This window comes from Pseudosulfitobacter sp. SM2401 (assembly GCF_042932805.1).
Lineage (GTDB): Bacteria > Pseudomonadota > Alphaproteobacteria > Rhodobacterales > Rhodobacteraceae > Ascidiaceihabitans.
This window is the reverse complement of the sequence record NZ_CP170633.1, coordinates 1,352,396-1,365,082: the sequence shown is the minus strand read 5'-3', so window position 1 is coordinate 1,365,082 and position 12,687 is coordinate 1,352,396. Positions and strand designations below refer to the sequence as shown.

10 protein-coding genes are annotated in these 12,687 nt (G+C 57.7%); 1 reads left to right on the top strand and 9 read right to left on the bottom strand.

Annotation, left to right across the window (positions count from 1 at the left end; genetic code table 11):
• Positions 1-170: 170 nt before the first annotated feature.
• From hflX to trkA, 4 genes are all read right to left on the bottom strand, one after another.
• Positions 171-1,469, bottom strand: coding sequence for a GTPase HflX (gene hflX / locus ACFIO0_RS06755; protein ID WP_390914588.1), 1,299 nt, complete (start codon positions 1,467-1,469; stop codon positions 171-173).
• A complete protein-coding gene (gene hfq, locus ACFIO0_RS06750; RefSeq protein WP_108828425.1) occupies positions 1,466-1,705 on the bottom strand; it encodes an RNA chaperone Hfq in 240 nt (79 codons plus the stop codon). Before hfq ends, hflX begins: the two co-directional genes overlap by 4 nt.
• A 130-nt stretch (positions 1,706-1,835) precedes the next feature.
• On the bottom strand, positions 1,836-3,380 hold the full coding sequence (locus ACFIO0_RS06745; protein WP_390914587.1) for a potassium transporter TrkG: 1,545 nt from the start codon (positions 3,378-3,380) through the stop codon (positions 1,836-1,838).
• A 4-nt stretch (positions 3,381-3,384) separates the two neighbouring features.
• Complete coding sequence (gene trkA, locus ACFIO0_RS06740; protein ID WP_390914586.1) at positions 3,385-4,761, bottom strand: Trk system potassium transporter TrkA; 1,377 nt, start codon at positions 4,759-4,761, stop codon at positions 3,385-3,387.
• Positions 4,762-4,881: 120 nt separating this feature from the next.
• On the opposite strand from trkA, the gene ACFIO0_RS06735 reads away from it, so the two are divergent.
• Positions 4,882-5,349 (top strand): hypothetical protein, encoded by a 468-nt coding sequence (locus ACFIO0_RS06735; RefSeq protein ID WP_390914585.1) that lies wholly within the window; start codon positions 4,882-4,884, stop codon positions 5,347-5,349.
• Here ACFIO0_RS06735 and ACFIO0_RS06730 read toward each other — a convergent pair.
• The 5 genes from ACFIO0_RS06730 to dusB form a co-directional block, all read right to left on the bottom strand.
• A complete protein-coding gene (locus tag ACFIO0_RS06730; RefSeq protein WP_390914584.1) occupies positions 5,346-6,752 on the bottom strand; it encodes a sigma 54-interacting transcriptional regulator in 1,407 nt (468 codons plus the stop codon). The two genes, ACFIO0_RS06735 and ACFIO0_RS06730, sit on opposite strands and share 4 nt — an antisense overlap.
• On the bottom strand, positions 6,745-8,970 hold the full coding sequence (locus tag ACFIO0_RS06725) for an ATP-binding protein (RefSeq protein ID WP_390915295.1): 2,226 nt from the start codon (positions 8,968-8,970) through the stop codon (positions 6,745-6,747). Before ACFIO0_RS06725 ends, ACFIO0_RS06730 begins: the two co-directional genes overlap by 8 nt.
• 134 nt (positions 8,971-9,104) lie before the next feature.
• The gene (locus ACFIO0_RS06720; RefSeq protein ID WP_390914583.1) at positions 9,105-10,472 is read right to left on the bottom strand and encodes a response regulator; all 1,368 of its coding nucleotides are present in this window, start codon (positions 10,470-10,472) and stop codon (positions 9,105-9,107) included.
• A 24-nt stretch (positions 10,473-10,496) separates the two neighbouring features.
• Positions 10,497-11,555: an ATP-binding protein gene (locus ACFIO0_RS06715; RefSeq protein ID WP_390914582.1), complete on the bottom strand. Its 1,059-nt coding sequence runs from the start codon at positions 11,553-11,555 to the stop codon at positions 10,497-10,499.
• On the bottom strand, positions 11,552-12,538 hold the full coding sequence (gene dusB, locus ACFIO0_RS06710; protein WP_390914581.1) for a tRNA dihydrouridine synthase DusB: 987 nt from the start codon (positions 12,536-12,538) through the stop codon (positions 11,552-11,554). The genes ACFIO0_RS06715 and dusB overlap by 4 nt, the downstream gene beginning before the upstream one ends.
• Between the last annotated feature and the right edge of the window lie 149 nt (positions 12,539-12,687).

Below are 12,687 nucleotides of genomic sequence, written 5' to 3'. Positions count from 1 at the left end.
AAACACGTCCAATCCGCCAAAACTGCTCATATTTCAGCCAAATCTGTACAGTTCGGCAGTTTCAGGCTGATACAGGCGTCGTTGTGCGGCGCGAACTGCACAGATTCCAGTGGCTTTTGTACAGTTTTACAAAATCACCCCGGCGCACGCAGCGTTAACGCCGCCGCGCGCTACAATGCGTCGTACTGCGCCTTCTGATCGCCGCTCCAGCGCACGGTCAGCTCGAAACCGTCCTCGGATTGCCCTTCGGATTCAACGACCTCATTCGAAAACAGCCACGCGCGTTTGCGCCCCTCAGAGAACGGCAATGTCAGATCCTCGGTGAACAGCGATCCTTGCAGCGCAACCGCAACCGCCTCCATCATCACATCAAGGCCGGTGCCTTTTACGGCTGACGTCGCAAAAATGGTCTCGTCACGGTCCGCGCGGGCCTGAACGGCCGCTGCGGCCTCAGGCTCCAGAACGTCGACCTTATTCCAGATCTCAAACGTCGGGCGTTCACGTTCGACCCCCAAAACCGTCATGATGTCGCGCACGTCTTTGGCCTGCGCTTCGGTTTCAGGATGGCTGATATCGCGCACGTGCAGGATGATGTCGGCGGCCAAAACTTCTTCGAGCGTGGCGCGGAATGACGCAACCAGTTCGGTCGGCAAATCAGAGATAAATCCAACCGTGTCGGACAGGATCACTTCAGGCCCGTCAGGCAACACAAGGCTGCGCATGGTCGGGTCAAGTGTGGCGAACAGCATGTCCTTGACCATCACATCCGCGCCCGTCAACCTATTGAAAAGAGTCGATTTTCCGGCGTTCGTATAACCAACCAACGCCACCACGGGAAACGGAATTTTCGCCCGTGCGGCGCGGTGCAAGGCACGGGTTTTCACAACCTTTTCCAACTGGCGACGCAAGCGCACCAGTTGTTCGTCAATCGCGCGTCTGTCCGATTCAATCTGGGTTTCGCCCGGTCCACCCACAAAGCCCAGCCCGCCGCGTTGGCGTTCAAGGTGGGTCCATGCGCGCACCAGTCGCGTGCGCTGATAACTCAGCGCTGCCATCTCGACCTGCAGCACACCTTCGCTGGTGGCGGCGCGATCGCTAAAGATTTCGAGGATCAGGCCCGTGCGATCCAACACTTTGACGTCCCACGCTTTTTCCAGGTTGCGCTGCTGAACCGGCGTAACAGGGCCGTCAATCACGACCAATTCGATCTCTTCAGCCTCGAATAAATCGTGTAATTCCTGTATCTTACCTTTGCCAAACAACATGCCCGCATGCGGCTTGGGCAAGCGGACAGCATTTGAGCCAATAACCTCTAGTTCGGCCAACGCATGGGCCAATGATACAGCTTCGGCCAGCGCGAGTGTTGCATCGCGTCGGCCATAATCTGACTTAATATCTGGATGCAGGACCCATGTGCGCGTCAGGCGTGGCCCGTCGCTGTCATCGATCTGGAATTGCTCTTTGCTCAAGCGGAGTCTTCGCCCTCATATAGCGAGATGGGCTGGCTTGGCATGATCGTCGAAATCGCATGCTTGTAGACCAGCTGGGATTGCCCATCACGGCGCAGCAATACACAGAAGTTATCAAACCAAGTGATAACCCCTTGTAGTTTAACACCATTGATTAGGAAAATGGTCACGGGCACTTTGGTCTTGCGCACGTGGTTCAGGAACGCGTCCTGCAGATTTTGTCGGTCCGAAGCCATGACATCTTGCCTTTATTCTTGTTGTCGGCCTGCGGATCAAGCCATCCCTATTGGGGAGAGTATGTATAAGGACTCCAAGACATTCCAGCCCAAAAAAACGCTCTGCATGGTTCTATTTACCTAACGTAACCTAACCGCGCCACAAATCAGGCGTCAAAAGCGCGATTATCGCCAGGGTTTCGAGGCGCCCGATGACCATTGCCGCGGCAATAACCGACTTGGCCCACGGCCCCAATTCGGACAGTCTGATCGGCGTGTCAGCGGCCCATTCCAGCAGCGGTCCGGTGGTCGAAAGGCTGGAAATCGACAGCACCAGCGCCTCGTCAAAACTAACGCCAAGGGCGGCCAAAACCATGGTGATTGCGGCCAGCGAAATGGCAAAAAGCATAAAGAAAATCCACGCGGTAAACGCGCCATTTTTCTGCAAACGCCGCGCCAAAGGGTCCGCGCCGCTGACCGACGAGGGGTGCACCAAACGCTCCATTTCGCGGGTTCCGTTGCGATAAAGCGCAAAAACCCGCAGCAGTTTTACGCCACCCGCAGTCGTCGCAACACCACCGCCAATCAGCGAAAGCCCCATAAGAATAAGGCCCGGCGTCGCCAATCCCGACCAGCTTTGCGCCTCGGACCAACTGGCACTTGCGAACCCCGTGGTGGTCAGGAACGACATCACCGTAAAGGTCGCCCCCCAAAAGGCGATCACGGCCTCAAGCAGGCTGGCTTGTGCCTCGACATCAAAGGCCCCCAACCAGTGGCGCACGAACAATAAAGTCGGCACCCCGATCACCAACGCGATGCCAATCCGGAACTCTGGATCGTGGCGCAAACCACCGCTTTCGCTGGTCACTGTGTCAGAGGAAAATGTCAGGCGCGACAGAGCAAAAAACATGAACAGGAACATGACCATTTCGCCCGCGATACCCGCGCTTGCGGCGTCCATTCCACCCACCGGCGAAATGCCCGACGTCGCCATGATCGACATCGCATGACAGATCGCCACCAGCGATGTTTCGCCGCACAACCACAACAGCACCCACAACAGCAAGGTCAGCCCGGTGTAGATCGGAAAAATCGTCGCAATCACCCGCACCAGCCGTGCACGGCCTTCGGGTTGACCAACGCGCCCTACCCCCGCAATGCGCCGCCCCGGTTCAGCCCGCGCGGTCACTTCGAACCCACCCAAATTCAGCGGCGCCAGAATGGCCGAGGCCGCAATCCACATCACCAAACCACCCATCCAGCCAACCTGCGCGCGCCACAAATGCAGCGGCCCGTTCAGGCGTTCGGGGTCGTCAAACAACGTCGCGCCGGTGGTGGTGATGGCGCTGACCATCTCGATGTAGGCATTCAGGAACGTCGTCGTTTTCAACGCCTCAAAAAACGGGATCGCCAGAACAATCGGCAGGAACACAAAGGTCGAAAACAACGACATCAACGGGCCAAGCGCACCGTGTCGCGGCATCCGGCCGGCGTGGGCCAGAGCGATCAAAACAAACAGGATCGAACCCAACAGACCACTGTATAAAAACGCGCGCCCTGTTTCGAGTTCGCGGGTCAGACCGGCAAAAACAGCTGGCACCAGCATTGACAAAGACGCCACACCAAAGACAATCATGAACAGCGGCAGCTGCATCAAACGATCAACAAAACCAATGGGTTCGGGGGCGCGGGGCATCTGTTTAGAAGAAATCGATGGAAACTTGCATCAGGCGTTCCACCTCGGGTACGTCGCCTGCCAAGGCAAACAGCGCGATCACGTCGCCTTCGTCAATGCGGGTGGATCCCATGGGGCGCAGCACCGTGTCGCCTTTGCGCACCGCGCCGACCAACACCCCCTCGGGAAAGCCGATATCGCTGATGCGTTTGCCCGCCATGGGCGAGGTCGACAGCACTTCGGCCTCGATCACTTCGGCCTCGGCGTCGCCAATCGAATAGACCGCGCGCACCCGGCCATGGCGGATGTGGCGCAGGATCGAGCTGACGGTTGTGGCACGCGGATTGATGTAGGCATCGATCCCCAGCGGCCCCATCAGCGGCACCAGCGTCGGGTCGTTGATCAAGGCAATCGCGTAAGGGCACCCTTCGGATTTTGCGCGCACGGCGGCCAGCATGTTGGTTTTGTCGTCATCGGTGATCGCCAGCATCGCATCAGCGCGCGCAATGCCCGCTTCGGCCAACAAAGCCACATCCAGACCGTCACCGTTCAGCACAATCGTGCGTTCCAAAGCTTCGGCGGCACGTTCCGCACACGCACGGCTTTTTTCGATAATCTTGGTGCGCACACGGGTTGCCCGTTGTTCCAGTTCGGTGGCCACAGCCAGCCCGACATTGCCGCCCCCGACAAGCACGACACGCTCTTGTTTGGCCATTTTCTTGCCGAAAATTTCCATTGTGCGGGCGATGTCATCCACGTGCGTGAACACATAACATTCATCGCCGGCAAACAGCTGATCACCGGATTCTGGTGAAAACAACGTGCCCTCACGGCGCACGCCTACAACCGTGGCGCGCAGGGTCGAAAACAGGTCGGTCAACTGGCGCAAAGGCGTGTTGATGACCGGGCAATCGTCTTCGATCAGGATGCCAAGCAAATGCGCCTGGCCGTCCATAAACCGTTCGGTATCAAAGGCAGACGGGGCCGAAAGACGTTGCAAAGCGGCGGCTGCGACCTCGCGTTCGGGGCTGATCACCACGTCAATTGGCATGTGATCGCGGCGGTACAGGTCGGAATAAATCGTTTCGAGATAGGCTTGCGAACGCAGTCGCGCAATCTTGCGATTCACCCGGAACACCGAATGCGCCACCTGACAAGTGACCATGTTCACCTCGTCGGAATGGGTCGCCGCGATGATCATGTCAGCGTCGCCCGCACCCGCCTTATCCAGCACGGACGGGTAGCTCGCAAAGCCCGTAACCCCTTGAACATCAAGGCTATCGGTGGCGCGGCGCACCAAATCTGCGTTGTTGTCGACCACCGTGACGTCGTTGCGTTCACCTGACAAATGTCGGGCAATTTGCCAGCCAACTTGGCCAGCGCCACAAATTATGACCTTCATAGGTCCATCCTTTGATCCATCGCCCAGATACAGGCTGATCCGAACCAAACGCATGACACAAAGGCGCAAGTCCGGTCAATCCGATTGTGTGTGCCGCGATGATGCGACACAATCGGCGGTATGAAAATACGCATCTGCTTTTTGGTTTTGCCGCTGGTGGTGTCTGCCTGCTTGCCGTTGACGACCTATTACCGCGCGGGCGTCAGCCCTGCCCGCCTGCAATCCGACATCACGTCCTGCGAGGTGCGCGCCTTGCGCGACGCCCCCGTGCGCTTGCAAACCCAAGTGTCGCCGCCGGTTTGGGTGGCACCGCGTCAAATCTGCAATGCCGCCAACGTTTGCACGACGCAGCCCGGCTATTACCGCCCCGGTCATGTCTATCAGGTCGACGTCAACAAAGCCTTGCGCGGACGGGTCGAAACCCAATGCATGAGCGACAAAGGTTACGCGCCGGCCAAAATCCAGCCTTGCAAAAATGGGGCAGCAACAGTGCCAGCCAGCGGCGCTGCAAAACTGCCCACACTCACTGATCGATCCTGTTTTCTGCGCAATTCAGACGGGACGTTGCGGGTTTTGAACCAAGGTTAATCCGTCTCTTGATCGTCCACATGCGCCACCCGCGCGCCGGCTTTGGCTGATGTCACAACCCCGAGCGATTTTAACTTGCGATGCAGCGCGCTGCGTTCCATCCCGACAAAATTCGCGGTACGGCTGATGTTGCCGCCAAAGCGGTTGATCTGGGTCAGCAGATATTCGCGTTCAAATGCTTCGCGCGCCTCACGCAGCGGCAGCGTTGCCAGTGCGCCCGACAAAACCACACGACCTTCTTCGCCAGATGCATCGTCTTCGCCCGGCAATTCGCGCGCCTCGATCGGGCCGGTACCGTCGGACAGGATCAGCACCCGTTCGATCAGGTTTTTCAACTGGCGCACGTTGCCCGGCCAAATCATCGTCTGCATCAACGCTGACGCATCATCCGTAAGCTCGCGCAGCGGCAGCCCTTGATTGGCGTTGCATTCGGCAATGAAATGGCCCGCCAACAGCGGAATATCCTCGCGCCGCTCTTCTAGCGACGGCACAGCAATCGGCACCACATTCAGGCGGTGATACAGTTCTTGACGGAAATTTTCTGCTTCAATTTCGGCGTCCAAGTTCTTGCTTGTGCTGGATATTACCCGCAAATCGACGCGGACTTTGTCTGCGCCGCCAACCCGGTGGAATTGCTGATCGACCAACACGCGCAGGATTTTTGATTGCGTGCCGATGGGCATGTCTGCGACCTCGTCGAAATATACGACACCGCCGTGCGCTTGTTCTAGCAAGCCGGGTTCAACACCGCGATCCGCACTTTCGCGACCAAACAAAACCTCTTCCATTCGATCCGCCGCAACGCCGGCGCAGTTGATCGTCACAAAGGCCTCTGAGGCGCGGTTCGAATTGGCGTGAATGTAGCGCGCGGCCAGTTCCTTGCCGCTGCCAGCGGGGCCTGTCAGCATTACACGCCCGTTGGATTTGGTGACTTTGTCGAGCTGCGAAATCAGCGCACGGAACGACGCGGAATTGCCGATCATTTCTGATTGCGCGCCGTCCTGACGCCGCAGCGACTGGTTTTCGCGGCGCAGGCGGCTGGTTTCCATCGCACGGCGGATCACCACCAAAAGCTGGTCAATATTGAACGGCTTTTCGATGAAATCATAAGCCCCCTGTTTGATCGCAGCGACCGCGATTTCGATGTTGCCGTGGCCCGAAATAATGACGACCGGCACGTCCGGGTTGTCGCGTTTCACCGTTTTTAGAATGTCGATTCCGTCCATGCGGCTGTCTTTCAACCAGATGTCCAAAATCATCAACGCGGGCGCGTCTTCGTTCACCGCTGCCATCGCATCATCCGAGTTGCCAGCCAAACGGGTCTGGAACCCTTCGTCTTTCAAAATTTCCGAAATCAACTCGCGAATGTCGCGTTCGTCGTCAACGATCAGAATGTCACTCATTGCCTGTCACCTCTTGGTTGTCGCGTGTCGGGGCGGCGCTGATGTTCAGCGGCAATGTGATCACTGCCATGGCCCCGTAATGTGTTTGCCCCTCAAAAATAGGCGCATCGTCCAGCACCAAAGTGCCGCCGTGTTCTTCGATAATCTTTTTCACAATTGGCAGGCCCAACCCCGTGCCTTCGCTGCGCGTGGTCACGTAGGGTTCAAACAGGCGTGCGCGATCTTCGGGCAGCCCGATGCCGTTGTCTGCGATCGAAATAAATGCAGCATGTTCGTCTTGCTTCAGGGTCACGTGCACTTGCGGAACAAGGCCATTCGAAACGCCTTTTTCTTTTAATGTTTCAATTGCTTCGCCTGCGTTCTTAATCAAGTTTGTAAGCGCCTGCGAGATCATCGTCGCGTCCAGATCGAACACCAAAGGCTGATCCAAAAGGTCGGTAGAAATTGCAACACCTGGCTGTCCTACACGCTGCAATGTGACGGCATCTTGCACCAAAGACGTCAGATCATGGCTTTGGCGATCAGGTTCAGGCATCCGCGCAAATTTCGAAAACTCGTCTACGATGCGACGCAGATCGCCAGTCTGGCGTACGATGACATCGGTCATTTGCTCCAGCTGGTCACTGTCCTCGCCCACCTTGGGGGCGAATTTGCGTTTGATACGCTCGGCACTCAGCTGGATCGGGGTCAGCGGGTTCTTGATTTCATGGGCAATCCGTTGCGCCACGTCGCCCCATGCCGCCATGCGTTGCGCGCTGACCAGATCGGTCACATCGTCAAACGCGACAACGTAGCCTTCGCGTTTGCCCGCATCATTGCGCCGCGTCGCCATGCGCACCAGAAGGTTTTCCATGCGGCCCAAACGGCTCACCTTGATTTCGTCCTGAGCAATTTCCTGCGGTCCATTTTTAAGAATATCGAACAGCGGGCCAAATTCCGGAACGGCAAACGACAACGGCACAGATTGTTGATCTTCGTGCCAATCCAGCAGCCGTTCAGCCGAGCGGTTCACAAAGGTCACCTTGCCTGCAGCATCCAATCCAACAACGCCAGAGGTCACCGACCCAAGCACGGAATCAAACAGGCGGCGGCGCCTTTCAATCTGGCGGGTGTTGTCCAGCAATGTGTCGCGCTGCCCCTTAAGCTGTTTGGTCATTTGGTTGAAATACCGCCCCAGCATTGCAATTTCATCGTCGCCTTCCTCTTCGCGCACTTGCACCTCAAGATCGCCGGCCCCAACCCGCTGCGCAGCGCCTGTCAGACGGCCAACAGGGCCGGACAAACGTTCCGCAAACCACAGCCCCAGCCAGATCGCCGCCAAAATTAGGATGACAGCAAAGCCCAGATAAATAAGGCCAAATTCGAACAGGACCCGCCCACGGTCGCTTTCGAGTTGGCGATACAAACGCGCCGTTTCCTGAGTTTCATCCAGCAGCGACAAGATCGCGCCGTCGACATCGCGACTGACGTATAAAAACCGGTCCACCGAGCTGTCCAGCGGCACCAACGCGCGAAATTCGTTGATCGGCCAATCTTCGATAATCAGCCAACCATTATCACGCGCGGCGGCCAGATTTTGCGCACTGGGCGGTTCGAAATCAAACAGATACGACCGCACCCCACGCGCCCGGATTGCACCGGTGCCATCGACCAAATATGCCTCGCGCAGACCGCGCTGAATTTGAGCCTGCATTTCACCCAGAATTTCACTGTCGCTCAGGTTCGGATTGTTTTGACGCGCCCCGTCAAACCCCGCCGCCAGTGCACGTGCATCTTGCACAAGATCAGCGCTTTGTTCGGTTTCATAGGCCTGGGCTGCGGCCACGGAATTGCCGATCACTTGGCTGACGCGCTCTGAAAACCAACCCTCGAGACCGATGTTCACAGTGAGACCGGCGAAAATCGCGACGGTCACGGTGGGAATCAGTGCCAGCAGCCCGAACACCCCCGTCAGACGCAGGTGCAAACGCGATCCAGCAGACTTGGCGCGACGGGCTGAAATCAGGCGGGCAACTTGCGATAAAACCAATGCGGCGATGGCCAGAACATACACAAGATCGGCCAGCAAAACCAACCGCAGCGATAGCGCGCCTGCCCCTTGATCCAGCGGACCAAGCACCAAAAACGTCGCTAAAACCAACACCGGGGCCAAAAACACCAGCCCCAAGGTCGCGGCATTGCGCACACGTCTTTGGCGGCGCAAACGCCCGAGCGTCATCAGCCAACGTGTTTGGCGTGTCCGGGAAACCACAGAACCTCCTACCTGTTGATGCGGTGCACATGCACCCAACCGCAATATCGGGTGGTCATGTTCAGAACTGCGCCCTGAAAGCCACGCCTTGTGTGGCCGTTTTACATCAACTTGCGGCGGCGTGTCACCTGAATACCTAGCTCTGTGATCTTCTTTCTTAGGGTATTGCGGTTGATCCCCAACAAATCAGCGCATTTCGCCTGATTTCCACCTGTCGCATCGAGGGCAATTTCGATCAATGGCCCCTCAACTTCGCGCAGAATCCTGCCGTAAAGCCCCGGAGGTGGCAAAACATCGCCGTGCAAATCGAAATATCGCCGCAGGTGCCCGCCCACAGACGCCCCTAGTTTTTCGGTATCGGTCGACCCACCGGCAAGAGGCGCGAGATCCGGCTGATTGCCTAGAATCTGCTCGACTTCGGAGGCTGAAATTTCAGCATTGCGGCTGGTCAGACCCAAACGGCGCACCGCGTTTTCAAGCTGGCGCACGTTGCCGGGCCAACTGTAGGTGCGAAAAATCTCGGTCGCGGGGGCAGACAGGGTAAATGCACCACTGCCCGATTGTTCGGATTTCGCCAAAAAATGGGCCGCCAGCAATTCGATATCGTCGACCCGTTCACGCAAGGACGGCACCTTGAGCGTCGCGCCACTCAGCCGGTAATACAGATCCTTGCGCACCAGCCCACTTTCGGTGGCTTGCGACAAATCGGCCTGACTGGTCGCCATAAAGCGCGGCACATATTCGCCGGGCGTGTCCATCATGCGCACCAGTCGCGCTTGCATTTCATCCGGCACATCGGTGATTTCGTCGATCAACAGCGTGCCACCTTTGACCCGTGCCAGCACCCGCGCAGGCCCTTCAAGTTCTTGAAGATCAAGCGCCGTCAGCGTGATAAACGGCAATGTCCGCCGGTCGGAAAAGTCATGGATGGCGCGGGCGATCAGCGATTTGCCCGTGCCGCTTTCGCCCCAGATCACCACTGGCAAATCGGTGTTCATTACCCGTGCGACCACGCGATACAGCGACTGCATCACGGCCGTGCGCCCGACCAAAGGCAGCTCTTCGGGGCGCTCTTGGGTGTCGGTGGTGCTGGCGCGCGGCGCTTGTTTATTGTCAAGCGCGCGGGCTGTGCGTTTCATCAAATCGGGCAAATCAAACGGTTTGGGCAAATAGTCATAGGCCTTGGCCTCGGCCGCTTGGATCGCGGTCATAATTGTGTTTTGCGCCGAGATCACGATGACCGGCAAACCCGGGCGGTCTTCGGCAATTTTGGGCAGCATTTCCAGCCCATTGCCGTCCGGCATCATCACATCTGAAATGACCACATCACCCTTGCCTTCGCCGACCCATCGCATCAGCGTGGTCAGCGACGAGGTCGCGTGTACTTTGCACCCTGCGCGCGTCAACGCTTGGGTCAAAACTGTTCGGATCGTGCGGTCGTCATCTGCGACCAATACTGTGCCATCCATGATCTATCCTACTTGTTTTGTTGACTATTTAGGGGCGCGCGGCAGGGATAACCGGAACGTCGTTTGTCCCGGAACCGAACTGACGGAAATCCAGCCGCCATGGTCCGACACGATTTTGTTGACCAGCGCCAAGCCCAATCCGGTGCCGTTTTCGCGCCCCGAGACAAAGGGGTCAAAAATGTCGCCTTTGATACTATCTGGCAGTCCCGGGCCGTCATCAATCACCTCGATTTGCAGCGGTAATGAATGGCCGGTTCCATCCGCGCGGCGCAGGCGGAACGAATGTTCAAAATAGCTGTGCAAACGGATCGTACCGCCATCAGGCCCCGCCGCTTCTGAGGCGTTTTTCAGCAAGTTCAGAACCACTTGCAGCAACTGGTCACCGTCCCCCAGCGCGAGCGGCAGCGACGGGTCGTAATCCTCGATGATCTTCATTTGCGCCCCAAATCCCAGCAACGCAGACCGGCGTGCGCGGTCCAGCACATCATGGACGTTTACGGGCTGCATTTCGGGCACAGACAGGTTGCCAAATTGCTCGACTTGTTCCAACAGTTTTACGATGCGGCGGCTTTCTTCGACGATCAAATCGGTCAACTCAAGGTCTTCGGGCGGTAAATTCATGCTGATCAGTTGCGCAGCGCCGGTGATGCCAGCCAGTGGGTTTTTGATCTCGTGAGCAAGCATTTCCGCCATGCCAATTGCTGATTTCGCCGCTGATTTGACCGAATGGTTTTGCGTGATGTGACTGGCCAGTTCGCGCGGCGTGATCATCATGATCATTTGCCCGGGCGCACCGATCAGTGGCGCGATTTGCAAGGCACATTGCAGGGGTGCGCGCTGTCCGCTGCCCACATCGACATCGTTCACAAACAGCGGTGTGCCATGATCGCGCGCACGCGAAAACGCTTCTTCGAGCGGGGAATCGATGGCGATCTGATCCCACAGCGGCACGCCGACTACGGATTTGGCGGACACGTTCAGGAACCCTTCGGCGGCGGAATTGATATCGAGAATGTTGTCCTGTGCATCGATCAAAACCGCTGGAACCGGCAGTGACGCCCAGATTGAGGGATCCGTGCTCATGCTGCGACCCCGTGCGCGTTGGCGAGAATGGCCTGTGGAATCATCGCAGCGGTTTCGGTGGTGTCTTTACTGGTGAGCACGCGGCGGCGCAGATCGGCTGGCGTTTTCGCCGTGTCCATGAACCAACCCAGATGTTTGCGCGCCACCCGAAGCCCCAGATCGTTGCCGTAAAATGCCAGCATGGCCGCGTAATGTGCGCCGACCAGATCGGCCAGATCCTGCCCCGCTGGCACGTCGGGTTTGGGACCGCCAAACAACGCATGCGCGACTTCGGCCAACGCCCACGGCCGCCCTTGCGCGCCCCGCCCGATCATCACACCGTCCGCGCCCGATTGCGTCATCGCAAGGCGCGCCGTGTTGATATCGACAATGTCGCCGTTTGCGATGACCGGAATCTGCACCGCCTGTTTGACCCGCGCAATCGCTGCCCAATCGGCCTGTCCTTTGTAAAACTGACAGCGCGTGCGCCCGTGAATGACGATCCGCTTGATGCCAGCGGCTTCGGCCCGCATCGCGATTTCAGGGGCATTCATCAGCGCGTCATCCCAGCCTAGACGGGTTTTTAGCGTGACCGGAATATCGACCGCGTTCACCACGGCTTCGATCAAGGTCAGTGCGTGATCCGGCGTCTTCATCAAGGCAGAGCCCGAATAGCCGTTCACAACTTTTTTCGCGGGGCAGCCCATGTTGATGTCGATCACGGCAGCACCCTGCCCTGCAACCATGCGCGCAGCCTCGGCCATTGGACCGGGCTCAGACCCCGCCAATTGAACGGCGGTGCCGACTGTTCCGATCCCCAATTCCGCCTTTTCACGACTGCCCGGGCGGGCGTTTAACATGTCATGACTGGCGACCATTTCTGACACCACCATGCCTGCACCAAACGAGGCAACCAGATTGCGAAACGGCAAATCGGTTATCCCGGCCATCGGGGCCAGCATCACTGGCGGCGTTAATTCCAAGGGGTCATTTGACGAACTCAACTGACGGTTTCCTTTGTGTTTTCATATTTCCTAGCGGCAATGTCCGGCACCCTCAACGGTTTGCCCCACACCCTAAGCCCAAAAAACTACCACCTGCCTAAAATTTAGGCAATCGCGCTGTGCAATTGCCTTGCCCCCTCCGAATGCCT

Coding starts and splice junctions, on each gene's coding strand:
- ACFIO0_RS06745 (WP_390914587.1), bottom strand. CDS start 3,380: ATGCCCCGCGCCCCCGAACCCATTGGTTTTGTTGATCGTTTGATGCAG.
- ACFIO0_RS06720 (WP_390914583.1), bottom strand. CDS start 10,472: ATGGATGGCACAGTATTGGTCGCAGATGACGACCGCACGATCCGAACA.
- hfq (WP_108828425.1), bottom strand. CDS start 1,705: ATGGCTTCGGACCGACAAAATCTGCAGGACGCGTTCCTGAACCACGTG.
- ACFIO0_RS06715 (WP_390914582.1), bottom strand. CDS start 11,555: ATGAGCACGGATCCCTCAATCTGGGCGTCACTGCCGGTTCCAGCGGTT.
- ACFIO0_RS06735 (WP_390914585.1), top strand. CDS start 4,882: ATGAAAATACGCATCTGCTTTTTGGTTTTGCCGCTGGTGGTGTCTGCC.
- ACFIO0_RS06725 (WP_390915295.1), bottom strand. CDS start 8,970: ATGACGCTCGGGCGTTTGCGCCGCCAAAGACGTGTGCGCAATGCCGCG.
- trkA (WP_390914586.1), bottom strand. CDS start 4,761: ATGAAGGTCATAATTTGTGGCGCTGGCCAAGTTGGCTGGCAAATTGCC.
- ACFIO0_RS06730 (WP_390914584.1), bottom strand. CDS start 6,752: ATGAGTGACATTCTGATCGTTGACGACGAACGCGACATTCGCGAGTTG.